This window comes from Methylobacterium sp. J-072 (assembly GCF_022829425.1).
Lineage (GTDB): Bacteria > Pseudomonadota > Alphaproteobacteria > Rhizobiales > Beijerinckiaceae > Methylobacterium.
In genome coordinates this window covers 1-24,451 of sequence record NZ_JAKSYK010000054.1, presented here as the reverse complement: position 1 = coordinate 24,451, position 24,451 = coordinate 1, and the positions used below count along the sequence as shown (strand labels likewise).

Below are 24,451 nucleotides of genomic sequence, written 5' to 3'. Positions count from 1 at the left end.
CTCCTTCGAGGCCTCCGCTGCGCTCCGTCGCCTCAGGATGAGGGCGAAGATGGGATATCCGGTCTCCTGAGGGTGATCGCCACGTCCGGGGCCGGTCCCCCGCACGCGGTGGAACCGGCCCTGTAACGGGCGTCTTCAGACCGTCGCCGGCTGCAGCTGTCCGGTCTCCGTCTCGGAGCCCAGCGCCTTGCCGCGCGGGCCGACCCAGCTGCCGACCCACTTGCGCTGCCACAGCATCAGGCAGCCCAGCACCGCGGCGGTGAACACCGCGTAGCCGATGAAGCCCGTGGAGAACGAGCCGGTATACTGCTTCGACAGGCCCATGACGTTCGGCAGGATCGCGCCGCCCAAGGCTCCGACCTCGCCGATCATCGAGCCGGCGACGGCGGTGTTGGCCGGCCAGCGCAGGGGCACGAGCTGGAACAGCGCGCCGTTGCCGGCGCCGAGCGCCGCGAAGCAGAGCATGAACAGCAGCGTGGTCACGGCGAGCGAGGGCGTCGCCATCAGCGACAGGAAGGTCGCGATCGCGGCGAGCAGCACCACCGACAGGACCGCGATCCCGCCCATCCGGTCGGCGAAGTAGCCGCCGACGATCCGGATGCCCGAGCCCATGAAGGCCGCCAACATGGTCAGCCGCCCGGCCTCGACCTTGGTCACCGAGAACTGCTCGTAGAAAAAGGTCGGCAGGAAGTTCGACAGGCCGACGAAGCCGCCGAAGGTGATGACGTAGATCAGCGAGAACGCCCAGCCGTCCTTGGTGAACAGGCAGGAGATGTGCTCCTTGAACGACTGGTGGGCGTTGTCCGGCGGCTCCTTGGCGAACACGATCATGACCGCGAGCGGGATCAGCATCACCACGCCCGCGAAGGCGTAGGTGGTCTGCCAGCCATAGGCCTGCGCCAGCGGCGGGGCGAACAGCACGGCGAGCACGGTGCCGGAGTTGCCGGCACCCGCGATGCCCATCGCCAGGCCCTTGTGCTCCGGCGGGAACCAGCCCGACCCGAGCGACAAAGCCACGCCGAACGAGGCGCCGGCTATGCCGAGCAGCACGCCCATGGCGAGCACGTCGTTGTAGGATGAGACCACGAAGTATCCGTAGGCCATCGCCAGCATGATCACCGTCATCTCGGTAATGGCGGCGTTCTTGCGGCCGATATACTGGGCCAGGATCCCGAGCGGGAAGCGCATCAGCGCCCCGGCGAGGATCGGCAGCGAGATCATGAAGCCGGTCTGCGCCGGCGTCAGCTTGTAGGTCTCGGTGATGAACGGGCCCATGGCACCGTTCAGGACCCAGATGGCGAAGCAGAAATCGAAGTAGAGGAATGCCGCGAACAGCGTCGGGGGGTGCCCCGACTTCATCACCGTCTTGAAGCTGGCCATAGGTGGTGCTCGTCTTATGAGAGGCGAACCGTCACGCGGTCGCTCATGCCGGGGATCCGGACTCACACCGTCCGCTGTTGGAGCGCCGTTGCTCCGCCGCAGCATCGAGCGCGGCGCAGTGGGCAATGCAGCATGCGTGCCAGCTTTCAAGCGATCGGGGTGGCGACGATCACGGCCTCCGATCGACCTACACCGTCATTGCGAGCTCAGCGAAGCAACCCAGGGCGGCGCGCGATATCCGAACGTAGCGTTTCCCTGGGTTGCTTCGCTGCGCTCGCAATGACGAGACGGGCGGCAACCAGTGCCGCGCATATCCCACTCCCTCCTTCATCTTGAGATGGCGGGTGGGATGATCAGTCAAAGTCTCATCAAGCCTCTCACCTTCGCGAGACGGCGCGGCCTGCCTTCAAACCTGATCTCGTCCGGCAGCAGGATTGCCCGTGATCCGGGCAGCACTGCTTGGGAATCGGGCGCTCCCGATAAGCGTCCCTATCACCGGCACGACACGACGGTGCGGACGATCCAGCCTTCCTGCGGCAGCCAGAACTTGCGGCGGGCGCGGCCGCAATCGCGGTCGGGTTGGGTGCCGGAGGTCCAGGTTCCGGCCGGCTCGGCAATCTTGGGCGGCTCCGCGGTGGTGGCACGGCGCGCCTGCGCGGGCGGGCCGAGCACCAGGGCGACAGTCAAGATGGCAGCGCCTCGTAAAACGCTTGCGCGCACGGCCAGAACCCCTCGTCCGGCGGAGATGCCGGCTAGCGCCATCAACCTTGCGTTGAGGGTTGGCGCAAGGCCATGGTGGTCGGGAAACGGGGCCGTCCCGCATGATCGCGCGGCAGGGTGAACGGGCGGCCCATCGGTTGAGGCACGAAGGCAACACAGGTCAAGAGAAGTACCGGCCGCATCATCAGACTTCGACCGTAGGGGACTCACGCAACTTGGCGATACCGCACGATCTTTGCTAAGGCCTGGGATGAGCTTGGCCCTGTATTCGTGCCGGCCTGCTCGATCGCGCGCCGCCGCACGCTTTCGGTGACGCCGCGCCATCCAGGGAAAACCGAACCATGTCCGCCCCGATCCGCCGCCTCGTCCTGGCTGGCTTCACCGTCCTCGCGCTTGCCTCGACAGCCCACGCCCAGGGCCGCGGCCCGGTGGCCGAGTCCGGTATCGACGGGCTCGGTGATGACGGCCAGCTCTACCAGGACCAGAACGGCGCCTTCTACGTGCGCCGCGGCGACCGCTACCTGCCCTATACCGGCCGTGCCCCGGTGGTCCGCGCCGCCCCGCCAGCAGCCCAAGCGCCGCAGGCTGCCCCAGCACCGCAGGCATCCCCGGTCTACGCGCCGGAGTACGATGACCCGACCGCGCCGCCGCGGCGCGCTGCCGGAGCGCCCCCGGCCGAGGGTCTCTCGCCGATCGAGGCCGCCAAGGCGAAGGCCGTGCTCCGCACCCCCGATGAGGGGCCGATCGACTACGCCAGGGCTTATGGGCCGATCCCGGACGACGTGTTCCCGATCCAGGCCTTCAACTACAAGAAGATGAACCCGGCCTTCCTCCGTCAGGAGATCGCCTATAACGGGCCCTACGAGCCGGGCACGATCATCGTCGACCCGCGCGCCCACCAGCTCACCCTGGTCGAGACGGGCGGTCGCGCCCGCCGCTACGGCGTCGGCGTCGGCAAGCAGGGCTTTTCGTGGTCCGGGACCGCGACGGTCAATTCCAAGCAGGCCTGGCCGGATTGGTACCCGCCCAAGGAGATGATCGCCCGCAGCCCGAAGCTCGCCAGCGAGGTCGACAAGCTCCAGAGCGGGCTGGGCGTCGAAGGCGGCCTGCGCAACCCGCTGGGCGCGCGCGCCATGTATCTCTGGCAGGGCAACAAGGACACGTTGTTCCGCATCCACGGCACCCTCGAGCCGTTCTCGATCGGCAAGAGCGTGTCCTCGGGCTGCATCCGCATGATCAACCAGGACGCGATCGACCTGTTCAGCCGCGTCAATGTCGGCTCAAAGGTCGTCGTCCTGAACTGATTTTTTGGGACTTGGTTTGAGACTTGGGGAGAGCCGTCAGGCCACGCCGCGGCGGTGCTCACCCAAAATCCGCCGGACCGTGCCGGCTTCCGAGCGGTAGACCACCGTCTCGGTCTGGATCCGGTCGGGCCGGAAGCGGACGCCGCGCAGCAAGGCTCCGTCGGTGACGCCGGTGGCGGCCACGATCACGTCACCGCTGGCGAGATCGACCAGATCGTATTTCCGGTTGTAGTCGTCGATGCCCATCTCGGCGGCGCGGCGACGGCGCTCGGGCGTATCGAGGATCAGCCGCCCCTGCATCTGGCCGCCGATGCACCGCATGGCCGCGGCGGCCAGGACGCCCTCGGGGGCGGCGCCGGTGCCGAGATAGATGTCGATGCCGGTCTCGGCGGGGCTCGCCGTGAAGATGATGCCGGCGATGTCGCCGTCCGAGATCAGCCGGACCGCGGCGCCGGCGGCGCGCACGTCGGCGATCAGGGCCGCGTGGCGAGGGCGGTCGAGGATCAGCGCCGTGATCTGATCGGGCTCGACGCCCTTGGCCCGGGCGAGCGCGGCGATGTTGTCGGCGGGGCTGGCGTCGAGATCGACCAGGCCTGGCTTGTAGCCCGGACCGATCGCGATCTTCTGCATGTAGACGTCGGGGGCGGCGAGCAGCGAGCCGCGCTCGGCCATCGCCATCACCGCGATGGCGCCGGGCATGTCCTTGGCGCAGAGCGTCGTGCCCTCCAGGGGATCGACCGCGATGTCGACCTCGGGCCCCTCGCCGCGCCCAAGCTGCTCGCCGATGAACAGCATCGGCGCCTCGTCGCGCTCGCCCTCCCCGATCACCACGGTGCCGCGGATCGGCAGGCCGTTGAGCTCGTCGCGCATCGCGTCGACCGCGGCCTGGTCGGCCGCCTTCTCGTCGCCCATGCCGCGCAGCCGCGCCGCCGCGATGGCGGCCCGCTCCGTGACGCGGGCGAGTTCGAGGGCGAGCGTGCGCGGCACGCCGCGCGGTTCGGACTTGGGGGGCACGGCCATCGTTTCCTGCCTGTGTCCCGGGCCGATCTTATGGTCGGATCCCGGCGCGTTCGTCGTCGACCAACACCTGTCAGTCTACGCACGCCGCAAAAATATCACTTATCCTGCATCAAAATTGCGGCACGTGGCGCGACATTGTGCACGCTTATTCACGCTCGATGCGGATGACCTGCGGCGGCTCGGCGAGCAGCCCATCGGCGTCGATCGCGTCGAGGGCGGCCCGGATGCTGCCCTCGGTGGCCGCGTAGGTGATCAGCACCAGCGGCACCGGCCGTCCCGAGCGCCCACGCGGATCGGTCCCGGCGCCCTCGGTGCGGCGCTGCAGGATGCTCTCCAGGGAGATTTCCCGGTCGGCCATGCGCTGGGCGACGCCGGCGGCGACGCCCGGACGGTCGTGCACGGTGAGGCGGATGTAGTAGCCGCCCTCATGGCGCTGCATCTCGACCCGCTCGCTGGCGCGCATCGCCGAAGCCGGCACCCCGAAGGTCGGGCGGACGATGCCGCGGGCGACGTCGGCGATGTCGGCCACCACCGCGGAGGCGGTCGCCTCGCCGCCGGCGCCGGGGCCGATCAGGGTCAGCTCGCCGACCGCGTCCGCATCGATGGTCACCGCGTTAGTCACGCCCATCACCTGGGCGATGGCGGAGGATTTCGGCACCATGGTCGGGTGGACGCGCTGCTCGATGCCAGCCTCCGAGGCCTGAGCGACGCCGAGCAGCTTGATCCGATAGCCGAGCTCGTCCGCCATGCGCAGGTCGAGGGGTTGCACGCGGGAGATGCCCTCCACCGACACGCCGTCGGCGTCGATGGTCGTGCCGTAGGCGAGGCTCGTCAGGATCGCGAGCTTGTGGGCGGTGTCGAAACCCTCGACGTCGAAGGTCGGGTCGGCCTCGGCATAGCCAAGGGCCTGCGCATCCTTGAGGCAGGCCTCGAAGGTCAGGCCCTCGCGCTCCATGCGGCTGAGGATGTAATTGCAGGTGCCGTTGAGGATCCCGTAGACGCGGGCGACGGCGTTGCCGGGCAGGCCCTCGCGCAGGGTCTTGATCACCGGGATGCCGCCGGCCACCGCGGCCTCATAGGCGAGCGCCACGCCGTTCGCCTCGGCGAGCGCCGCCAGCGCTGCGCCGTGGCGGGCGAGCAGGGCCTTGTTGGCGGTCACCACCGTCTTGCCGGCCTGGAGTGCCGCCTCGACCACGGCCTTGGCCGGCCCCTCGGCGCCGCCGATCAGCTCGATCACGCAATCGACCTCGCCCGAGCGCGCGAGCGCCACCGGATCGTCGAACCAGGTGACGCCGGCGAGATCGAGGCCGCGGTCGCGGGTCCGGTCGCGGGACGACACGGCGGCGACGCGGATGTCGAGGCCGGAGGCCAACAGGGTGTCACGGCGGCGGGCGATCATCCGGACGACGGACGCGCCGACGGTGCCGAGGCCGGCGACGCCGATGCGGTAGCTCACTGTCATGATTCCTTCCGTGCCGGGCGCCCGCTTGAGGCCGGGCCTCCGATGCGGCGCATCTGTGCAAGAATTCCGTCCGGCCCGCAAGAAAACCGCTGGCCCGCTCAGCCCGCGACGGCACGGTGCCGGATGGCCGTGGCAACGAGCGCGTAGAGCACCAGGGCGTTCAGAACATGCCAGAGCGCGTGCGTGCCCATCGGCAGCACAGCGCAGACGCTGCGGTCGAGGGTGCGGGCGGTGAGGGAGACGAGGAACAGCACGCCGATCTCGGTGAGCCGCCGTCCGGTGCCGACGAAGCGCGTCTCCGGGCGATCGAGCACGGCCACGGTGAACAGGGCCAATGCCGCCGGCAGGTAATCGATCGAGCCGTTGGTGAGAGCGGAGATGTCGGCTCCGGTCAGCCCGTCGAGGGTCGGCACCAGCGTGAAGCTGAACAGGACGAAGCCCGCGGTGGCCGCCTCGACCCGGAGACGCGGCAGCTTCAGGAAGCGGTGCAGCGCCAGCGCCAGATAGGCGACGATGAACAGCGTGATCGGGATGATGTCGGCATACATCGCCCAGGTCACCGCCAGGGTGTGGAACAGGAACGAGCCGATTCCGACGACGGCGATCAGCCCCGCCAGACCCAGGCAGGCGCGATCCGGCGGCTCAACCGCGCGGGCCCGACGCGCCGCGGCGGCGGCGGCCAGCAGGAAGGCCAGGTTGGAGGCCGCGTTGACCGGCTCGGCCCAGACCTCCGGCCCGGTCCGCTCGCAATAGGCCATGACCGGCTCGAACCACCCCATCGTCATCCTGGCGCCCATACCGCCCCGATCTTGCGCCGCCATGGCCTTGTCAGCGCGGCGCGAAGCGCGGATGACGACCGGACGGCGAGCGGAAGCGAGGCGATGCGGATTACCACCTGGAACGTCAACTCGATCAAGCAGCGGCTGCCGCATCTGCTGGGCTTCCTCGACGAGGCAAAACCCGACGTGGTCTGCCTGCAGGAGCTGAAGTGCCAGGACGACGCGTTCCCCCGCGCCGAGGTCGAAGGCGCCGGCTACGCGGTCGAGACCCTGGGCCAGAAGGCCTATAACGGCGTGGCGATGCTAGTGCGGGCGCCGCTGGCGATGACCGAGATCCGCCGCGGCCTGCCGGGGGACGCGTCCGACGAGCAGTCCCGCTACATCGAGGCGCTGATCTCCGGCGCCGACACCAAGCCGGTGCGGGTGGCCTCGATCTACCTGCCGAACGGCAACCCGGTGGACAGCCCGAAATACCCCTACAAGCTCGCCTTCATGGAACGGCTGCGGCTCCACGCCCGCGCCCTCATGGAGGACGAGAACGCCGTGGTGCTGGCGGGCGACTACAACGTCATCCCCGAACCCGCCGATGCGGCCGACCCGGAGGCGTGGCGCTCCGACGCGCTGTTCCTGCCCAGCACCCGGGCGGCGTTCCGCGCGCTCCTGGCCGAGGGCTACACCGACGGCCTGCGCGCCTGCGACCCGCGCGACGGGCTCTACACCTTCTGGGACTACCAAGCCGGCTGCTGGCAGCGGAACGCCGGCATCCGCATCGACCACCTGCTGCTCTCCCCCCAAGCCGCCGACCGGCTGGTCTCGGCCGCCGTGCAGAAGCATCTGCGCGGCCTCGACAAGCCGTCCGACCACGTGCCGGTGACGGTGGAGCTGACGGCGGGGTAGGGTCGAAAACCTCATCGCATGAGCTTTGGTCACGCCCCTGGCGTTTGGCGGCGGACGGACGGCTTTCTCGACGTTGCTACCGTCATCCCACGTGGGAGGCTTCCCCGAAACTCGTTTTCAAAGCCGGTTTGATCCGCTTTTCCGACCCTCGCCCTCATCCTGAGGTGCCCGCGCAAGCGGGCCTCGAAGGAGCCCTCCAGACAGCTCCGCGACCCCTGGAGGGCTCCTTCGAGGCCAGCCGATCTTCGATCGCCCGGCACCTCAGGAAGAGGGCAGGGATTGGGATACCTGTTGCTGAGAACCGCCTTCCGTCATCGGCCGAAGACATCCCGCCCATCTTGCCGGTTGACGGCGCCCCCCCGCTCCGGTGGAGGACAAGGCATCCCGCACCGTCGCAGGTGAATCAATCAACCATGCCGGCCCGCCCCCTCGTCCTGTTCCCCGACCGTCGCCTGTCCCTCCCGGCCAACCCGGTGGATGAATTCGGGTCTCGCCTGAAGGCCCTCGCCGACGATGTGGCAGACACTCTCCTGGCCGCGAGCGCCATCGGCCTGACGGCACCGCATATCGGCATCTCCGAGCGCGTCATGGTGATCCGGCTGTCACCCGATGAGGATCTGCGGATCTACGTGAACCCGCAGATCTTTTGGGCGTCCCCCGAAACGGCGGTCCATGACGAGGGCAGCATCAGCATGCCGGGCGTGCGCGAGCGGATCACCCGGCCCGCCCGCATCCGGTTCGGCTTCCACGACCTCGCCGGAGCAACCCACGAGGAGGAGGCGGAAGGCTTTTTCGCCGCCGTCGTCCAGCACGAGATCGATCAGCTCAACGGCATCTTCTGGATCGACCGCCTGTCGCGATTGAAGCGGGATCGTCTGCTCAAGCGCTTCGAGAAGCTGAAATCGGCCTCATCCCTGTAAGCGATTGTCAAATCGCGCGCCGCCGAAGTCAATCTCGGTGCTGCGCAAGCAAACATGAGCAATCAAAGGCTTGGACGCGTCGCCGATTGCAACGCGATCGGCAACAGGTCTAGGAAGCCGCCGAGCTTTCGGGGGAATCGACCATGATCGTCTACGGCACCAGCATCTCGCCCTTCGTGCGGAAGGTCCTCGTGGCTCTGGCCGAGAAGGGCATCCGCTACGAGCACCGGCCGGTGTCGCCGCAGGCGGAGGATGCCGCGTTCCGGGCGGCGAGCCCCGTGGGCAAGATCCCGGCGATCGACCACGACGGCTTTCGGCTGGCCGATTCCAGCGCGATCCTCGACTACCTCGAGCGCCTGTACCCGCAGCCCGCACTGATTCCGGCCGATACGCAGGGTGCCGCCCGCGCCCGCTGGTTCGACAAGTTCGGCGAGATCGAGCTCGACCGGAGACTTTCGGTCGTGTTCGCGGAGCGCTTCCTGAAGCCGCGGATCTTCAAGGTGCCGGGCGACGAGGCGTTGGCGCAGCAGGCGCTCGACCAGAACCTGCCGCTCCTGTTCGATTATCTCGAAACGCAGATCACCGGTCCGTTCCTCGTCGGCGATGCCTTCGGGATCGCCGACATCGCGGTGGCGTCGCCGTTCCACAATCTCCGGCTCGCGAAGGTCGAGGTCGATGCGGCGCGCTGGCCGAAGCTCGCCGGCTGGGTCGCCCTGACCCTCGACCGACCGTCCTTCGTCACGGCAATCGCGGCCCCGGCCTGGTGAGCCCGCGCGGCCTCATCACGGACCGGTGAGTGCGGCCCGGTCGGCAGACCGACAATCGGCCCTATCTCCCTCGTCATGGACCGGCGGATCGACAGACCGCGGTCCCTGCCCCGATGGAGTTATGATGATCGTCTACGGTACCGGTTACTCGCCCTACGTCCGCAAGGTCCTGGTCTCGCTCACCGAGAAGAACGTGCCCTTCGAGCACAGGCCGGTGATGTTCCATGCGCCCGACCAGGACTTTCAGGCGTCCAGCCCCCTGGGTAAGATCCCGGCGATCGAGGATGGCGGCTTCAAGCTCGCGGATTCCTCGGCGATCCTCTGGTACCTGGAGCGCAAGCATCCGACCCCGGCCCTCGTCCCGTCCGACCCGCAGGCGCTCGGACGCGCGGTCTGGTTCGACAAGTTCGGCGACACGGAGCTGTTCGGGAAGCTGGTCGTGCCGTTCGTCGAGCGGGTCATGAAGCCCAACATGATGGGCAAGCCCACCGACGAGGCCGCGGTAACAAAGGCGCTTAACGAGGATCTGCCGCCGCTGTTCGACTATCTGGAGCGGCAGATTTCGGGGCCGTACCTCGTCGGCGACGCGTTCGGCATCGCCGACATCTCGATCGCCACGGGTTTCTACAACTTCCACCTGGCCGACGCGCAGGTCGATGCCGGCCGCTGGCCGAAGCTGTCGGCCTACGTCGCCGAGACCCTGGCGCGCCCGTCGTTCAAGGCCGCGCAGGACGCCAAGAAGGGCTGATCCCGACCGGCGGCGTCAAACCATGCCGCTGTTTCGCGAAAACAGCGGCATGGTCTCGACCTTTGTTATCGCGTGATGATTTCAGAAAATCGGTGTCCGCTTTTCCGCCTGATGCTTTAGTGCCGCCGCCGGATCGAGCCGACGGTCTGGAGCTGACTCTGGGCCTCGGCCCGGTCATCCTCGTTGGCAGCCGCCCAGTTCTTCTCGTAGAGCGCCACGATCCAATCGTCCTTGCGGCCCTCCGCGCCCTCGCGGGCGAGCGAGAGCCACATCAGGCCCTTCACGCGCTGGATCGGCACGCCGCCCAGCCCGTTCAGGAGCATGTCGCCGAGCAGAGCCTGAGCCGGATGGTGGCCCTTCTCGGCCGCCAGGTTGAACCAGCGGGCCGCCTGGCGGGGATCGGCCTCGACGCCGGTGCCGTCGAGATAGAGGCGGGCGAGGTTGTACTGCGCATTCGGCTCGCCGTAATACGACGCCGCGTAATTGAACATGTCGTAGGCGCGCTCAGGGTTCGGGCGCACATAGGTGCCCTTGATCCCCTCCAGGAAGTAGGTGCCGAGCGCCGTGAACGCGCTGCCGGTCACCGCCGAGTTCTGCGGATCGGGACCGTCATCGGTGCTGGCATCGGCGATCCGGGAGAAGAACTCGAACGCCTTCAGGTCGTCATGGGGCACGCCGTCGCCCTCGGCGTACATCCGGCCGAGCTTCCACAGGGCCAGGGCGTGGCCCTGCCCGGCGGCATATTCGAGGGCGCGGGCGGCGCCCTGCTTGTCGCCGGCATTGTACTCGCGCACGCCGGCACGCAGCGCGTCCTTGGCCGAGCGGTAGCTCTTGTCCGCCACCGGCACCTGCACCGGCGTGCGGACGCTGGCGTCGAGCGCTCGCGGTGCGTCGGTGGGCAGGGCGAGCAGGATCAAGACGCCAGCGGACGCCGCGATCCTGGCGATCAGGCGGGACCGACCGGGATCGGCCCCGGCCGGCGCCCTGCGCCGGCTGAGGTCAGTCCTAGACGTCCGCATAGCTCTCCATCTCCTTGGCGCCGCCCGGATGGGTCACGGCGCCGTACAGCGCCGGGCCGACGCCCTGCGCGTATTTCCACAGGTAGCCGGAGGTTGCGGTGTTGGTCCGGGGCGCCCACGCCTTGCGGCGCTCGGCCAACTCCTCGTCCGACAGGGCGACGTTGAGCGTGCCCTGGATCGCGTCCAGGGTGATGATGTCGCCGTCGCGGAGCAGGCCGATCGGGCCGCCCACCGCCGCCTCGGGGCCGACATGGCCGACGCAGAAGCCGCGGGTCGCGCCGGAGAAGCGCCCGTCCGTGATCAGCGCGACCTTGTCGCCCATGCCCTGGCCGTAGAGGGCCGCGGTAGTCGACAGCATCTCGCGCATGCCGGGGCCGCCGCGCGGACCCTCGTAGCGGATCACGAGCACGTCGCCTTCCTTGTAGGTCCGCGACTGCACCGCCTCGAAGCAGGCCTCCTCGCCGTCGAACACCCGGGCCGGGCCGGTGAAGACCTGTTTCTCGGTCGGCATGCCGGCGACCTTCACGATCGCGCCCTCGGGGGCGAGGTTGCCCTTGAGGCCGACGACGCCGCCAGTCGGGGTGATCGGGCGGTTGGCCGGGTAGACCACGTCCTGGTCCGGGTTCCAGGTCACCCGTTCCATGTTCTCCGCAATGGTGCGGCCGGTGACCGTCAGGCAGTCGCCGTGCATGAAGCCGTGGTCGAGCAGGGTCTTCATCAGAAGCGGGATGCCGCCGACCTCGAACATGTCCTTGGCGACGTAGCGCCCGCCGGGCTTGAGATCGGCGATGTACGGCGTGCGGCGGAAGATCTCGGCGACGTCGAACAGCGTGAACTCGATGCCGCATTCATGGGCGATCGCCGGCAGGTGCAGGGCCGCGTTGGTCGAGCCGCCGGAGGCGGCCACCACGGTGGCGGCGTTCTCGAGCGCCTTGCGGGTGACGATGTCGCGCGGACGGATCTGCTTGGCCAGCAGCTCCATCACCTTCTCGCCGGCGGTGGCGCAGAACTTGTCCCGGATCTCGTAGGGCGCGGGGGCGCCGGCCGAGTAGGGCAGCGCGAGGCCGATCGCCTCGGAAACGGTCGCCATGGTGTTGGCGGTGAACTGCGCGCCGCAGGCGCCGGCCGACGGGCAGGCGACCTGCTCGAGCTCGTCGAGGTCTTCCAGGCTCATGTCGCCGACCGCGACCTTGCCGACCGCCTCGAACAGGTCCTGGACGGTGACCGGCTTGCCGCGGAACGAGCCCGGCAGGATCGAGCCGCCGTAGATGAAGATCGACGGGACGTTGAGGCGGACCATCGCCATCATCATGCCGGGCAGCGACTTGTCGCAGCCGGCCAGCCCGACCAGGGCGTCGTAGGCGTGGCCGCGCATGGTCAGCTCGACCGAGTCGGCGATGACCTCACGCGACGGCAGCGAGGCGCGCATGCCGCCATGGCCCATGGCGATGCCGTCGGTGACCGTGATGGTGCAGAACTCGCGCGGGGTGCCGTGGGCTGCCGCGACGCCCTTCTTCACAGCCTGCGCCTGGCGCATCAGCGAGATGTTGCAGGGCGCGGCTTCGTTCCAGCAGGAGGCGACGCCCACCAGCGGCTGGTGGATCTGCTCCCGGGTCAGGCCCATCGCGTAGAGATACGAGCGATGCGGGGCGCGATCCGGCCCCTCCGTGACGTGACGGCTGGGCAGCTTCGACTTGTCGTTCAAACGCGTGTCCATCAACCCGAACCAAGCCTTCGCGCCGCCAGTCCCGAGGGTGCAGGAGACCGCGGCGCGTCGCCGTTCGCGATGCGCCGTGAGGGCCGTCCGCGTGCTCGGGAAATCCTCGTTTCGAAACGGTAAATCGTTGTCGAACTTGCCGTTTACCGCGGATGTTGAGGTGGGCTCGGACTATGGCGGGATCGCGGCGTTTGCGGGCAGGTCTCGGGGCAGACCCGGGATCGTTTTACGGTGTTGCGACCCCGCCACAGCCACGCTTGGGGTCGATTGCCGGCGCGAGATTAGGTTAAGGATAATCGTTCGGCCGCATGACCGGGCCGATTAGGCTTAATCGACACGGGTTCTAAGGCTCAGGGACGAGCGGTATCGTTGGAGCCCTGCCGCTCAGAACGCTCCGTTTTCATTCTGAGACAGCGCAGGCGAACCCGGAATCCAGAGACGCCGACGGTGCAAGGTACTGAATTGCTTGCGTTTCTGGATCCCGGGCTCCGCTTCGCGGCCCCGGGATGACGGGGGTGATGGATCGGGTGTCGATGACAATCTCCGGACCGCAGACATGGGCCTTAAACTGCTATCCGCATGACTGAGCCGATACTCCGTTCGGCACAGAGCACGAAACACGTGCCCCCGTTCAGCCGCCGCCCGGCTCCGGCAAAGCGGCCGACGCACCACCGGTTTCCAGCGCGCGGTCACTCTCGTCCTTCAGCGTCACGCCGCTGAGGCCTAGGGTCAACGCGCGGGCGAGCAGCCAGTGCAGCTTGAACGCCGCCTTCTCGTGGGTGAGGCCGGCCGTTCGCACGTTCGAGATGCAATTGCGCTCCGCATCCGAGCGGCCGACCTGCGGCCCGAAGGTCAGGTAGATGCCGAGGCTGTCCGGTGAGGACAGGCCGGGCCGCTCGCCGATCAGCACCGCCACCGCCCGAGCCTTCAGGGCCTCGCCGATCGCGTCGCCGAGCGCCACGCGGGCCTGACTGGCGATCACCACGGGGGCGAGCCGCCAGCCGGATTGCTCCGCCAGGGGCTTGAACGCCTTCAGCAGCGGCGCCGCGTTCTCATGCACCGCCCGGGCCGAGAGCCCGTCGGCCACCACTAAGGCGAGATCGGTGGCCTCGGCCGCGGCCTGGAGTCTCAAAAAATCTTCCGGGTCGAGGCGGCGGCCGAGATCAGGGCGGCGCAGGTAGGTCGCCCGGTCGGGGGCCTGGGAGGCCACCGGGATCGTGGTGAGGCCGAGTTCCGCGATGGCGCCGGCCAGCGCCTCCGCATCCATCGGCGCGTGCACAGCGTCCCGGGCCTGGGCGTGGTCGAGGCCGAAGCGCAGCACCTCCCGGGTCGGCAGGCCGCTGCCGGCGCGGCCGAGCCCGATCCGGGCCGGCGTCAGCCCGGCGAGCCGCGCCCAGATCTCCCCGGGGTCGCTCACGCGGCGAGGTCCGGCGCCGCGGTCAGAAGCGGCGCACCCGATCCCGGCAGCAGCGCCCCGGCCGCGTCGGTCAGGCCGATGCCGTGCAGCCAGGCCTCGAATTCGGGGGCGCGCTTCAAGCCCAAAACCTCGCGCAGGTAGAGCGAATCGTGGAACGACGTGGATTGGTAATTGAGCATCACGTCGTCGGCCCCCGGGACGCCCATGATGTAGGTGCAGCCGGCCGCGCCGAGCAGCGTCAGCAGCGTGTCCATGTCGTCCTGATCGGCCTCGGCGTGGTTGGTGTAGCAAACGTCGACGCCCAGCGGCACGCCCATCAGCTTGCCGCAGAAATGGTCCTCCAGCCCGGCCCGGATGATCTCCTTGCCGTCGTAGAGGTATTCGGGCCCGATGAAGCCGACGACGGTGTTGACGAGGAGCGGCCGGAACGGCCTGGCGACCGCGTAGGCGCGGGCCTCCAAGGTCTGCTGGTCGATGCCGTGATGGGCATCCGCCGACAGCGCCGAGCCCTGGCCGGTCTCGAAATACATGCAGTTGTCGCCGAGGGGGCCGCGCTTGAGCGCCAGCGCCGCCTCGTGGGCTTCCTTGAGCAAAGAGAGGGTTACCCCGAAACCGGCATTCGCCTTTTCGGTGCCGGCAATCGACTGGAACACGAGGTCGACGGGCAGCCCACGCTCCATGGCGGCGAGTGTGGTGGTGACGTGGGTGAGCACGCAGGCCTGCGTGGGAATGGCGTGCTTCTGGATCAGCCCGTCGAGGAGCTGGAGCAGGTCGCCGAGCGCCTGGACAGAATCGGAAGCCGGGTTGATGCCGATCACCGCGTCGCCGCAGCCGAGGGTGAGGCCATCGAGGATCGCCGCGGTGATGCCCTTCGGATCGTCGGTGGGGTGGTTCGGCTGCAACCGCACCGCCAGAGTACCGGGCAGCCCGATCGTGTTGCGGAAGCGGGTGACCACGCGGACCTTGCGGGCCACCGAGATCAGGTCCTGATTGCGCATGATTTTTGAGACGGCCGCGGCGATCTCCGGCGTGACGCCGGGGGCGATCCGGGTGAGCACCTCCGGGGTGGCGGTCAGCAGAAACTCGCGGAAATCGCCGACCGTCAGAGGGGCGATTTCTTTGAACGCGGCGGCATCGTGCGTGTCGAGGATCAGCCGGGTGACGTCGTCCTGCTCGTAGGGGATCAGCGGCCGGGCCAGGATCTCGGAAAGCGGCACCTCGGCGAGGCACCAGCGCGCCGCCGCGTTCTCCTCGGCGGATTCGGCCGCGATGCCGGCGAGCCGGTCGCCGGAGCGCACCGGCGTCGCCTTGGCCATCAGGGTGGCGAGATCGGCGAAGACGTGGGTGCGCGGGCCGACGACGTGGCGGTAGGCCATGCGGTTTCACCCCGTCCTTGCTTCCGAGGATCACAGGATAGCGTGATCCGGTGCGGCTGTCCGGTCAGGCGGCACCGGCGTTCGGCGCCGGGACCTCGGTGGAGATCGCGTCGACCGTGCGGGGCATCGGGCTGCCCTGCCCGTCCGAGCGCTGGATCCGGACCTGCTGGTTGACCGGCTGCATGTTGCCGAACGGCGTCGAGAAGGCGATCTCGGCGGCATCGCGGCCGACGCCGATCCGGACCAGCCCGTCGAGATCCGCCTGGCGGGTGGCGTCGAACAGCCACCAGCGCCCGTCGAGATAGGCCTCGAACACCGCGTGGAAATCGCTCGGCACGAGGCCGTGGGCGTAGCAGCTCACGAACCGGGCCGGGATGCCGAGTGCCCGGCAGAAGGCGGTGCCGATATGCGCGAAGTCGCGGCAGACGCCGGCTCGCTTCAGCAGCGACTCGTCGGCCGTGGTCTCGCCGTCGCTGGTGCCGGGCTGGTAGGTGATGTGATCGTGGATCCAGTTGCAGATCTCGTTCACGCGGCTGTGGCCCTTGGGCAGCGCCCCGAACTCGGCCTGCGCGAAGGGCGTCAGCCGGTCGGAGGAGACGAACCGGCTCGGCAGAAGGAACGGCAGGATGTCGAGGGGAAGCACCCCGATCGGCGTCTCGTTGATCGTCGCCGGGTCGGCCCGGTGGACGGTCAGATCGACCTCCGCATTATACTCCAGGGCGAACTGGCCCATCGGCACGTTGACGCCGAGATAGCGGTTGAGCAGGTCAGGCGTGGTGTACAGGTCGCGCTTCAGGTTTGGCGTGAGCACCAGGCTCTCGCTGAGGATCTCGACGCTCCTCAGCTTGGCGACCTCAAGGTTGAAGATGAAGGTCGTGTCCGAGAGTATATTATAGGACAGGCTGCAACCGAGGGTATAACGCATCGGATCTCCTTGCCGGGCGACGAGATGATCGCTGCCCAAGCAAGCGGCGCGCCCGATCGCGGTTCCCGGTCAGCGCGGCATGAGCAGAACAGTCAGCGAGCGCACGCCCTGCGCCCCGTGGATCAGCACGCCCTCGATATCGGCCGTGGCCGAGGGGCCGGTATGCAGCACCGCGTAGGCCGAGCAGCCGAACTCGGGTCGCTTGTAGGCCGCCTGCACGTTCGGCAAAATGTCGGCGGGATCGAGCAGCACGATCAGGTGTTGGGCGAGATAGGCGACCGCGTTCACGATCAGCTCGCCTTCGGTGAACAGCACCGATCCGGTCTCGGCGATGCCGAACACCGCGCGCACCACCGCAACGTCGACATCCTCGACCTCCTGCGGATAGCGCACTGCCCGCAGGTCGCGGTTGCCCGCAATCTCCGGGACCGCGGAGGCGATCACCTTGGCCTCGGCCAGCCGCTCCTGGACGCCGGCCAGGGGCTCGCCGGTGCGGCCGTCTTCGATGCGGCCGCCCATGCGCTTCAGCCGCTCGCCGAACTCCTCGACGAGATCGTCGCCGACCAGCGGCACGAAGGTCGGCACGTCCGGCAGCGGGTAATCGCCCGCCGGACGGTTGGTCTTGAGCGCCGCCAGGATGCCCGCGCGCGCACTCATCGGGCGGTGTCCTTCGGGGCCGCGTCCTTGGCCGGCTTTTGCATGCGATTCTGCTTGTACCAGGCGTGGAAGGTCTGGCGCGGTGCGTCGGGCATCTCGCGCTTCTTTCCCCAGGTGTTGAGCGGGTTGTAGACCGCGAAGCGCGGCAGGACCTTCAGAGCCGAATCCGCGGCCCCGATCGCCGCCCGGTAGGCGGCCGGCCGGGACAGGACCGCGCCCGCGGCCTTCATCATCCCCTGCTTGAGCGCCGGAATGTGGTGCTCCTCGACCAGGACCCTGCGCCAGGCAAAAATCTGCTCGTGGATGTTGATCTTCACCGGGCAGACGTTGGTGCAGGAGCCGTTCATCGTCGAGGAGAACGGCAGGGTCGAGTATTTCCGCTTGTTGAAGGTCGGATCGATGATCAGCCCGATCGGCCCGGAATAGGTCGCCCCGTAGGAGAGCCCGCCCGAGCGCCGGTAGACTGGGCAGGTGTTCATGCAGGCGCCGCAGCGGATGCATTTGAGCGAGGTCCAGAATTCCTCCAGCCCGAGCCGGGCCGAGCGGCCGTTATCGACCAGCACCATGTGCATCTCGGTGCCCGCACGGGGGCCGCGGAAATGCGAGGTGTACTGGGTGATCGGCGAGCCCAAAGCCGAGCGCGACAGCAGCCGGATGTACACCCCGAGATGCTCGACCTTGGGGATGATCTTCTCGATGCCGATCGAATGGATCTGCAACGGGGGGACATTGCCGGAGAGGTCGGCATTGCCCTCGTTGGTGCAGGTGACGACGGTGCCGGTCTCCGCGATGGCGAAGTTGCAGCCGGTCATGCCGGCATCGGCCTTCAGGATGTAGGGCCGGGTGGTCTCGCGCTGGCTCTCGGCGAGGTAATGGGCGTCGTCGTTGTCAGGGTCGGTGCCGAGCGTTTTGGCGAAGACTTCGGCCACATCCATGCGGGTCTTGTGGACCGCCGGGGCCACGATGTGGCTCGGCTCCTCATTGTCGAGCTGCTGGATGCGCTCGCCGAGATCGGTCTCGATGATCTCGATGCCGTTGGCCGCCATGTGGTGGCGGAAACCGCATTCCTCGGTGAGCATCGACTTCGACTTCACCAGGGTCTTGGCACCGCGGCTGCGCAGAATCTCCAGGACGATGCGGTTGTGGTCGGCGCCGTCCGCGGCCCAGTGGACCTGCACGCCGTTGGCCTTCGCGGCGGCTTCGAACTGCTCGAGATACTGATCGAGATGGGTGAGCGTGTGCGCCTTGATGGCGGAGGCCAGCTCGCGCAGCTCTTCCCATTCCGGGATGCCGTGGGCGGACGCGTCGCGCTTCTTGCGCAGGTCCCACAGGCGCTCGTCATGGGCGGCCTGGTGTAGCGGCGCGGCGAGGAAGCGCTCGGCGGCTTCGGCCTGGTCGATCGGCCGGTCGCCGCGGATCTTGGCGCCCCGGGGCTGGGCCTCCCGGACCTTCGGGGCGCGGATCGGCTTGGTCGCGGCCTCGGCGTGCTGGAGGCGGCCGCCATCCTGGCCGCGCTCGCTCTCGTCGTCGGCGGCGCGGACCTCGGGGTGGATGATGCCCTCGCGGGCGCGCGGGTTCAGATCCTCGACGCTCATGCGGCGGCTCCGTTCAGCACTTGCGCGATGTGGATGTACCGGAGCGGCAGGCCGAGGCGCTCGGCGCAGCCCTTCTGGTGCATCAGGCACGAGGAATCCGCCGAGACCACGTATTGCGCCCCGGCCCGGTTCTGATCGGCGACCTTGTCGTAGCCCATCTTGGCCGAGACCGCGGGCTCGAACACCGAGAAGGTCCCGCCGAAGCCGCAGCACTCGTCCGGCCGGGCGAGGTCCACCAACTCGACGCCCTTCACCAGGCGGAGCAGGTCGAGGGGTTTTGAAAAATACGGCTTCACGATCTCGGAGGGCCGGGCGTGGTGGATGCCGCGCAGCGCGTTGCAATTGCCGTGATACGCCACCTTGTGCGGGAACTCGGCCCAGGGCAGCGCCTCGATCTTGAGAACGTCGTGCAGGAACTCGACCAGCTCATAGGTGCTGGCCCGGACCTTCTTGACCTCGTCCGTCTGCGGAATCGCGGTCAGGTGCTCGCGCACCTGGTGTACGCAGGAGCCTGAGGGCGCCACCACGTAGTCGAAATCCGAAAAGTTCTTGACGAACAGGGCTTCGGTGGCGGCGGCCTCGGCGTGGCAGCCGGTATTGGCCATGGGCTGGCCGCAGCAGGTCTGGTCGAACGGGTACTCGACCGTACAGCCGACCCGCTCCAGCAGTTCCAGCGTGGCGATCCCGACTTCCGGCTCGAAGGCGTCGACGTAGCACGGCACGAACAGGCCGACCCGCATGGTCCGGAACCTCCCTGGATCGCCCGCGCCGTTGCACTGGAACGGGTCTAGATTACCCAGGCAGGTCTACCGGATGAGGTTGGTTTTGGCGAGGTCGAGAACTGCGTCACCGCGCCCATCCATCACGGCCCGCAGCACGTAGAGGCTGAAGCCCTTCACCTGCTGCCCGTCGATCTTGGGCGGCATCGACAGCTCGTTGCGGGCGGTGCGGACGTCGAGGAGCGAGGGGCCGTCGAAGGCCAGGAACTCGCGCATGGCGCCGGGCAGCTCGGCCGGGTCCTCGACCCGAATCGCAAAGATGCCGGCGGCCCGGGACATCGCGGCGAAGTCCGGATTGTCGAGGGCGACACCGGTCTCGAGATAGCCCGCCGCCTTCATCTCCAGCTCGACGAAGCCGAGGGTGCCGTTGTTGAACACCACGACCTTCAGCGGCAGGCGGTGCTGGCGGAGCGTCAGGAAGTCGCCCATCAGCATGGCGAAGCCGCCATCGCCGCAGAGCGCGACGACCTGCCGGTTCGGCTCCGCGGCCTGGGCGCCGATGCCCTGCGACAGGGCGTTGGCCATCGAACCGTGGACCCAGGAGCCGAGCAGACGCCTTTTGCCGTTCATCGCGAGGTAGCGGGCCGCCCAGATGGTCGGCGTGCCGACATCGGCGGTGAAGATTGCGTCGTCCGCGGCCGACTCGCTGATCGTCTTGGCGAGATATTGCGGATGCAGCGGGCCGCCAGGCTTGCCGGTGGCGAGTTCGTCGAGGCCGGCCCGGGCCTTGGCGTAGTGTTTCAGGCTGGCGTCCAGGAAGGACCGGTCGGCCTTGGGCTTGAGCCGGGGCAGCAGCGCCCGGATCGTCGCGCCGACATCGCCGACCAGTCCGTGCTCGATCCGGCAGCGGCGACCGAGCTCGGACGGGCGGAGGTCGACCTGGGCGATCTTGGCGTCCTGCGGGTAGAACTGCTTGTAGGGAAAGCCCGTGCCCAGCATCAGCAGGGTGTCGCAGGCCATCATGGCGGCGTAGCCGGACGCGTAGCCGATCAGGCCGGTCATGCCGACATCGTAGGGATTGTCGAACTCGACATATTCCTTGCCGCCGAGCGCGTGGACGATCGGGCTCTTCAGCGCCTCGGCGAGCTGGAGCAGCTCGGAATGCGCGCCGGCGCAGCCGCGCCCGCAGAGCAGGGTCACGCGCTTGCCGGCATTGAGCAGGGCCGCCAGGGCGTCGAGCTCCGAATCGGCCGGCCGCACCACGGGCTTGGCCGGGATCAGTCCCGCATGGGGGGCGAGCGCGCGCTTGGGCGCATCACGCAGCGCCACGTCGCCCGGGATGACGATGACGGCGACGCCCCCCTCCCCCACGGCGGCGCGGATCGCGTTCTCCAGCACGAACGGCATCTGCGACGGGTCGGAGATCAGCTCGCAGTAATGGCTGCATTCGCGGAACAGCTCGGTCGGCCGGGTTTCCTGGAAATAGCCCGAACCGATCTCGGCCGAGGGGATCTGCGCGGCAATGGCCAGGACCGGGGTCCGGCTGCGATGCGCGTCGTAGAGGCCGTTGATCAGGTGCAGATTGCCGGGGCCGCAGGAGCCGGCGCAGACCGCAAGCTTGCCGGTGACCTGCGCCTCGGCGCTCGCCGCGAAGGCCGCCGCCTCCTCGTGGCGGGTGTGGATCCAATCGATCCGCCCCCGGGCGCGCAGGGCCTCGGTGATCCCGTTCAGGCTGTCGCCGACCACCCCATAGACGCGGGCGACGCCCGCTGCCTGAAGGGTCTCGGCGATGAGATCGGCGACGTTCTCGATGCGCATGGTTCGGCACTCCGCATTTTCGGATCCGAACCGCTGCGCCACCGGTGATGTTCCGCCGATCCATGGTGCGATGCACACTTCGCGAAACAATGCGCGGGTTCCCCTCGCCCCGCTTGCGGGGAGAGGCCCCACGGACCTCGTCGTCCGTGTGGGAAGCGCAGGCGAAGCCGGAGCGGCGGTGAGGGGGCGGCTCAGAACGGGGCGCGTCTCCTGAGCCGCCCCCTCACCCTCGGCTGCCGCCTCGCCGCGCCGACGACGAGGTCGTCGCGGCCCTCTCCCCGCAAGCGGGGCGAGGGGATACGTTCGCGCGCCGAAGCTAAAACGTCGGCCGGCACCCTAGTGCCGAACGGCGTCGACATCCCGCGCGACGACAGCGAACAGGTCGCTCAGAGCCGCGAGGCTGGCCGCCTGGAGCTGGGCCGCCGGCACCACCGAGCCGTCCGGCGCCGGGAGATCCCGTGTCGCGGTGGTGGAGGCGACCACGGTCGGCTGGAAGCCGAGGTTGAAGGCGGAACGGGCCGTCGAGTTGACGCACATATGGGTCATGAAGCCGGCCAAGATCAGGTCGGTGACCCCGGCCCGCTTGAGCTGCTCCTCCAGGTCCGTGCCCACGAAGGCGCTGGGGAAGGCTTTTGTGATCACCGCCTCGCCGTCCTGCGGCGCGACCTCCTCGGAGATCTGCCCGCTCGCCGCCGTGATGTCGAAGGGCGAACCCGGCCCGGCATTGTGCCGGATATGGAACACCGGCGTCTCGGCCTCCCGCGCCCGTCGCAGCAGGATCTTGGCCTGCGCGACCGCCGGCTCCACGCCGGCCAGGCGCAGCACCCCGTCGCGATAGGTGTTCTGGATGTCGATAAGGATGAGCGCGGCCTTCTTCAGGCTGGCGGGCTCCGGGCTTAGCCCGGACAGGCTGCGAAGGGTCTTGAGATCGCTCACCCGTATCTCCCAAATGTGCCTGCGGTCGATCGGCCGGAGAGACCCCGCGATGGCGGCGTGAATCGCCGTACCGGAGCGTCCGGGGACCAGACCTTAAACCCGTCCTGCTTCGCCGCCTACGAGGCCACGGCGCGCCGCGCGACGCAAGGTCGAACCTGCGCTTGCGCCGGCCGGCCCCTGCTGGCGACTCGGCCGCCCTGTTCCCCGGGGAAGTCGGGACCCGCGCTTGATTTCCGGCGCCTCAGAGTCGAAGGACGTCTGGAAACGTTCCGAAGAGATCAGCGTCAAAGAGATCAGCGCCATGGAAGAACTGCTCGCCCGCGTCACCGCCCGCACCGGGCTCGACGCCGCGACGGCACAGACGGCCATCGGGCACATCCTGGCCTTCCTGCAGAAGGAGGGTCCCGAGACCGAGGTCAATCAGCTCCTGGCCGCCCTGCCGGGCTCCGAGGCGCTCGTGGCCGAATCGAATGCCGGCGAAAGCGGCGGCGGCGGCCTGATGGGCATGCTCGGCGGCATGATGGGCGGCGGCGGCGTCATGGCGCTCGGCCAGAAGCTGATGGCGGCGGGCGTGCCCATGGGCCAGATGCAGCCGCTCGGTCAGGAGCTGTTCGCCTTCGGCCGCGAGAAGGTCGGCGAGGATGCGATGGGGCCGATCATTGGCTCGATCCCGGGCCTCAACCAGTTCGTCTGACGAGATCAGCGTCCCGAACGGTCGGAACCACGTTCCGGGACGCATTTCGGGCTGGCGGCACGTGTGCCGCCGCACTGTTTTCGGGCTGCACCTGATCGATCGTAAAAATGTGGTTTCGCCGCGAAAGCTTGGCGGAACCCGTCCCCGCGATCCCCGTTATTCGGGATGCGATCCGGGTCGGCGCCATCGGCGGATGACCGGTTCGTACTCAAGCAGGCCGGCCATGCCCGTCTTCGAAGCCAAGAATCTGGACAGTGCGTTTGAGGGCCAAGCGCTCCTCGCCGCAATTCTGCACCCGACCCGTGCCGCCCAGACCCGCGCCCTGCGCCACGGTCGCCGCCGGGCCGAGCGCGCTGCGGCTCTGGCCGATCCGTTGACGATCGAGCCGCGCTTCCCGACCGCGAACGACGAACTCGCCGCGGCCACCTTCCACGGGCGCTGAGCCCTCCTGTCGCTACCAGGGCTGGGGCGTCACGAGGCCCTGGCGCGTGACCACGACCCATTCGCGGCCGCGGCGCTCGACGCCCTCGACGCGGCCCACGCCCGGCAGCACGTCGCCCGGCCCGACCTCGACGATGCGCCGCCGCCGGTTCTCCAGGATCGCAGCGCCGTCATAGACATCGCGGACCGCCCAGCCGTCGATCACCGGCGGCTTGTCCGCCGCGACGGGCTTCGGCTTCGCGTCCGCGGCCTTCGCCTCTGCATTCTTCAGATCGGCAGCCTTCGCGTCGCTGACCTTCGCGTCGACGCCGCGCGTCTCGGCGAGGCTTCCGGTCTGGGTCGGCTCGGCTTTTGCGACCGGTGCCGCGGCAGCGCGGCGCTCGATCTGGGTGGCGAGGTTGGCGATCCGGCCGCTCTGCTCGCGCTCACCCTGTTCGAGGCGCTCGCCCAGGGCGGCGGTCTTGGCGTTCAGGTTCTTGTCGAGCTGCGCCAGGCGTTCGCCCAGCGCGCTGCTGCGGCTGCTGGCCTCCTTGCGGGCGATGTCGGTGGCGGCGCGCAGGTCGGCCAGCACTTGGTGGAGCTGTGCGATATCGGCGCCGAGCCGGGCGGTCTCGGTCCGTCCGGCATCGACGGTGGTGCTCAGCGCCACGACGGCATCGTTCGGCACGCCACCGGATCCGGAACGGGCGGCGACGCCCGCGCCGAGCACGAGCCCGACCGCGAGGGCGGCACCGGGAATCGCGTAGCGCCGCAGGTCGATCCCGGCGAGCGACGGCATCGCGAAGCGCGGCGCCGCCGGCGCGGCGACGAGCTCGGGCTTCGGCTCCGCCTTGCCGGCCACGACGGCCTTGAGCAATTCCTCGGGAGAGAGGGCCGGCTTGGCATCACTCTTCGTCATCGCCCCCAACTCCGCCTGCAGGGTATCTCTGCAAGCGTTCGTTAAGGACGTTTGTTTACGAAACCCTTACCGGCACCCGGACTGGCGATAGGGATTATAAGGCGCAACACCTCTCCCAGACCGCGACGCACCCCCTCTCCCGTGCGGGCTACGACGTTCACACATCTCCCTTTGGTGCCATGCCGGTACCGGCAGATCCTGGTCCGGAAGGGCAGGTGCGCTCTCCCTCCCCCCTCTGCGGG

At 68.7% G+C, this 24,451-nt stretch carries 23 protein-coding genes; 7 read left to right on the top strand and 16 right to left on the bottom strand.

What is annotated here, in order from left to right:
* Nucleotides 1–135: 135 nt before the first annotated feature.
* Nucleotides 136–1,380 (bottom strand): nitrate/nitrite transporter, encoded by a 1,245-nt coding sequence (locus MKK67_RS05135; protein WP_243962598.1) that lies wholly within the window; start codon nt 1,378–1,380, stop codon nt 136–138.
* A gap of 492 nt (nt 1,381–1,872) precedes the next feature.
* Nucleotides 1,873–2,067: a hypothetical protein gene (locus MKK67_RS05130; protein ID WP_243962597.1), complete on the bottom strand. Its 195-nt coding sequence runs from the start codon at nt 2,065–2,067 to the stop codon at nt 1,873–1,875.
* A 374-nt stretch (nt 2,068–2,441) separates the two neighbouring features.
* Between MKK67_RS05130 and MKK67_RS05125 the strand changes: the two genes are divergently transcribed.
* On the top strand, nt 2,442–3,404 hold the full coding sequence (locus MKK67_RS05125; RefSeq protein ID WP_243962596.1) for a L,D-transpeptidase: 963 nt from the start codon (nt 2,442–2,444) through the stop codon (nt 3,402–3,404).
* 36 nt (nt 3,405–3,440) lie between these two features.
* Here MKK67_RS05125 and glpX read toward each other — a convergent pair whose 3' ends face one another.
* The 3 genes from glpX to MKK67_RS05110 all read right to left on the bottom strand — a co-directional run bounded on the left by glpX (nt 3,441) and on the right by MKK67_RS05110 (nt 6,671).
* Entirely contained in the window at nt 3,441–4,424 is a 984-nt protein-coding gene (glpX, locus tag MKK67_RS05120) for a class II fructose-bisphosphatase (protein WP_243962595.1), read from the bottom strand.
* A 145-nt stretch (nt 4,425–4,569) separates the two neighbouring features.
* The gene (locus MKK67_RS05115) at nt 4,570–5,886 is read right to left on the bottom strand and encodes a homoserine dehydrogenase (protein ID WP_243962594.1); all 1,317 of its coding nucleotides are present in this window, start codon (nt 5,884–5,886) and stop codon (nt 4,570–4,572) included.
* Between the two features lie 98 nt (nt 5,887–5,984).
* Nucleotides 5,985–6,671, bottom strand: a complete 687-nt coding sequence (locus MKK67_RS05110) for a ceramidase domain-containing protein (protein ID WP_243962637.1) — start codon at nt 6,669–6,671, stop codon at nt 5,985–5,987.
* 96 nt (nt 6,672–6,767) lie between these two features.
* Between MKK67_RS05110 and xth the strand changes: the two genes are divergently transcribed.
* From xth to MKK67_RS05090, 4 genes are all read left to right on the top strand, one after another.
* Complete coding sequence (gene xth / locus MKK67_RS05105) at nt 6,768–7,562, top strand: exodeoxyribonuclease III (protein ID WP_243962593.1); 795 nt, start codon at nt 6,768–6,770, stop codon at nt 7,560–7,562.
* 413 nt (nt 7,563–7,975) lie between these two features.
* Nucleotides 7,976–8,482: a peptide deformylase gene (locus MKK67_RS05100; RefSeq protein WP_243962592.1), complete on the top strand. Its 507-nt coding sequence runs from the start codon at nt 7,976–7,978 to the stop codon at nt 8,480–8,482.
* A gap of 143 nt (nt 8,483–8,625) precedes the next feature.
* Nucleotides 8,626–9,249: a glutathione S-transferase family protein gene (locus MKK67_RS05095; RefSeq protein WP_243962591.1), complete on the top strand. Its 624-nt coding sequence runs from the start codon at nt 8,626–8,628 to the stop codon at nt 9,247–9,249.
* Between the two features lie 124 nt (nt 9,250–9,373).
* On the top strand, nt 9,374–9,997 hold the full coding sequence (locus tag MKK67_RS05090; protein WP_243962636.1) for a glutathione S-transferase family protein: 624 nt from the start codon (nt 9,374–9,376) through the stop codon (nt 9,995–9,997).
* 116 nt (nt 9,998–10,113) lie between these two features.
* On the opposite strand, the gene MKK67_RS05085 is transcribed toward MKK67_RS05090, so the two are convergent.
* The 10 genes from MKK67_RS05085 to MKK67_RS05040 all read right to left on the bottom strand — a co-directional run bounded on the left by MKK67_RS05085 (nt 10,114) and on the right by MKK67_RS05040 (nt 22,176).
* A complete protein-coding gene (locus MKK67_RS05085) occupies nt 10,114–11,016 on the bottom strand; it encodes a tetratricopeptide repeat protein (protein WP_243962590.1) in 903 nt (300 codons plus the stop codon).
* Complete coding sequence (gene ilvD, locus MKK67_RS05080) at nt 11,003–12,733, bottom strand: dihydroxy-acid dehydratase (protein WP_243962589.1); 1,731 nt, start codon at nt 12,731–12,733, stop codon at nt 11,003–11,005. Before ilvD ends, MKK67_RS05085 begins: the two co-directional genes overlap by 14 nt.
* 631 nt (nt 12,734–13,364) lie before the next feature.
* Nucleotides 13,365–14,150: an ethanolamine ammonia-lyase subunit EutC gene (eutC, locus tag MKK67_RS05075; protein ID WP_243962588.1), complete on the bottom strand. Its 786-nt coding sequence runs from the start codon at nt 14,148–14,150 to the stop codon at nt 13,365–13,367.
* Nucleotides 14,147–15,526 (bottom strand): ethanolamine ammonia-lyase subunit EutB, encoded by a 1,380-nt coding sequence (locus MKK67_RS05070; protein ID WP_243962587.1) that lies wholly within the window; start codon nt 15,524–15,526, stop codon nt 14,147–14,149. Before MKK67_RS05070 ends, eutC begins: the two co-directional genes overlap by 4 nt.
* A gap of 64 nt (nt 15,527–15,590) precedes the next feature.
* Nucleotides 15,591–16,451, bottom strand: coding sequence for a transglutaminase-like domain-containing protein (locus MKK67_RS05065; RefSeq protein ID WP_243946509.1), 861 nt, complete (start codon nt 16,449–16,451; stop codon nt 15,591–15,593).
* Between the two features lie 69 nt (nt 16,452–16,520).
* Complete coding sequence (locus tag MKK67_RS05060; protein WP_243962583.1) at nt 16,521–17,108, bottom strand: lactate utilization protein C; 588 nt, start codon at nt 17,106–17,108, stop codon at nt 16,521–16,523.
* The gene (locus tag MKK67_RS05055; protein ID WP_243962580.1) at nt 17,105–18,703 is read right to left on the bottom strand and encodes a lactate utilization protein B; all 1,599 of its coding nucleotides are present in this window, start codon (nt 18,701–18,703) and stop codon (nt 17,105–17,107) included. The genes MKK67_RS05060 and MKK67_RS05055 overlap by 4 nt, the downstream gene beginning before the upstream one ends.
* The gene (locus MKK67_RS05050; RefSeq protein WP_147854375.1) at nt 18,700–19,443 is read right to left on the bottom strand and encodes a (Fe-S)-binding protein; all 744 of its coding nucleotides are present in this window, start codon (nt 19,441–19,443) and stop codon (nt 18,700–18,702) included. Before MKK67_RS05050 ends, MKK67_RS05055 begins: the two co-directional genes overlap by 4 nt.
* Before the next feature lie 66 nt (nt 19,444–19,509).
* Complete coding sequence (gene poxB, locus MKK67_RS05045; protein ID WP_243962578.1) at nt 19,510–21,240, bottom strand: ubiquinone-dependent pyruvate dehydrogenase; 1,731 nt, start codon at nt 21,238–21,240, stop codon at nt 19,510–19,512.
* Between the two features lie 336 nt (nt 21,241–21,576).
* Nucleotides 21,577–22,176, bottom strand: coding sequence for a cysteine hydrolase family protein (locus tag MKK67_RS05040; RefSeq protein WP_243962574.1), 600 nt, complete (start codon nt 22,174–22,176; stop codon nt 21,577–21,579).
* A 301-nt stretch (nt 22,177–22,477) separates the two neighbouring features.
* On the opposite strand from MKK67_RS05040, the gene MKK67_RS05035 reads away from it, so the two are divergent.
* Complete coding sequence (locus MKK67_RS05035) at nt 22,478–22,870, top strand: DUF2267 domain-containing protein (RefSeq protein WP_243962573.1); 393 nt, start codon at nt 22,478–22,480, stop codon at nt 22,868–22,870.
* 223 nt (nt 22,871–23,093) lie between these two features.
* A complete protein-coding gene (locus MKK67_RS05030) occupies nt 23,094–23,312 on the top strand; it encodes a hypothetical protein (RefSeq protein WP_243962572.1) in 219 nt (72 codons plus the stop codon).
* Between the two features lie 12 nt (nt 23,313–23,324).
* Here the strand turns inward: MKK67_RS05030 and MKK67_RS05025 are convergent, their stop codons facing one another.
* Entirely contained in the window at nt 23,325–24,209 is an 885-nt protein-coding gene (locus MKK67_RS05025) for a hypothetical protein (protein WP_243962571.1), read from the bottom strand.
* Nucleotides 24,210–24,451 lie beyond the last annotated feature (242 nt).

Coding starts and splice junctions, on each gene's coding strand:
- MKK67_RS05135 (WP_243962598.1), bottom strand. CDS start 1,380: ATGGCCAGCTTCAAGACGGTGATGAAGTCGGGGCACCCCCCGACGCTG.
- MKK67_RS05125 (WP_243962596.1), top strand. CDS start 2,442: ATGTCCGCCCCGATCCGCCGCCTCGTCCTGGCTGGCTTCACCGTCCTC.
- glpX (WP_243962595.1), bottom strand. CDS start 4,424: ATGGCCGTGCCCCCCAAGTCCGAACCGCGCGGCGTGCCGCGCACGCTC.
- MKK67_RS05115 (WP_243962594.1), bottom strand. CDS start 5,886: ATGACAGTGAGCTACCGCATCGGCGTCGCCGGCCTCGGCACCGTCGGC.
- MKK67_RS05110 (WP_243962637.1), bottom strand. CDS start 6,671: ATGACGATGGGGTGGTTCGAGCCGGTCATGGCCTATTGCGAGCGGACC.
- xth (WP_243962593.1), top strand. CDS start 6,768: ATGCGGATTACCACCTGGAACGTCAACTCGATCAAGCAGCGGCTGCCG.
- MKK67_RS05100 (WP_243962592.1), top strand. CDS start 7,976: ATGCCGGCCCGCCCCCTCGTCCTGTTCCCCGACCGTCGCCTGTCCCTC.
- MKK67_RS05095 (WP_243962591.1), top strand. CDS start 8,626: ATGATCGTCTACGGCACCAGCATCTCGCCCTTCGTGCGGAAGGTCCTC.
- MKK67_RS05090 (WP_243962636.1), top strand. CDS start 9,374: ATGATCGTCTACGGTACCGGTTACTCGCCCTACGTCCGCAAGGTCCTG.
- MKK67_RS05085 (WP_243962590.1), bottom strand. CDS start 11,016: ATGCGGACGTCTAGGACTGACCTCAGCCGGCGCAGGGCGCCGGCCGGG.
- ilvD (WP_243962589.1), bottom strand. CDS start 12,733: ATGGACACGCGTTTGAACGACAAGTCGAAGCTGCCCAGCCGTCACGTC.
- MKK67_RS05070 (WP_243962587.1), bottom strand. CDS start 15,526: ATGGCCTACCGCCACGTCGTCGGCCCGCGCACCCACGTCTTCGCCGAT.
- MKK67_RS05065 (WP_243946509.1), bottom strand. CDS start 16,451: ATGCGTTATACCCTCGGTTGCAGCCTGTCCTATAATATACTCTCGGAC.
- MKK67_RS05060 (WP_243962583.1), bottom strand. CDS start 17,108: ATGAGTGCGCGCGCGGGCATCCTGGCGGCGCTCAAGACCAACCGTCCG.
- MKK67_RS05055 (WP_243962580.1), bottom strand. CDS start 18,703: ATGAGCGTCGAGGATCTGAACCCGCGCGCCCGCGAGGGCATCATCCAC.
- MKK67_RS05050 (WP_147854375.1), bottom strand. CDS start 19,443: ATGCGGGTCGGCCTGTTCGTGCCGTGCTACGTCGACGCCTTCGAGCCG.
- poxB (WP_243962578.1), bottom strand. CDS start 21,240: ATGCGCATCGAGAACGTCGCCGATCTCATCGCCGAGACCCTTCAGGCA.
- MKK67_RS05035 (WP_243962573.1), top strand. CDS start 22,478: ATGGAAGAACTGCTCGCCCGCGTCACCGCCCGCACCGGGCTCGACGCC.
- MKK67_RS05030 (WP_243962572.1), top strand. CDS start 23,094: ATGCCCGTCTTCGAAGCCAAGAATCTGGACAGTGCGTTTGAGGGCCAA.
- MKK67_RS05025 (WP_243962571.1), bottom strand. CDS start 24,209: ATGACGAAGAGTGATGCCAAGCCGGCCCTCTCTCCCGAGGAATTGCTC.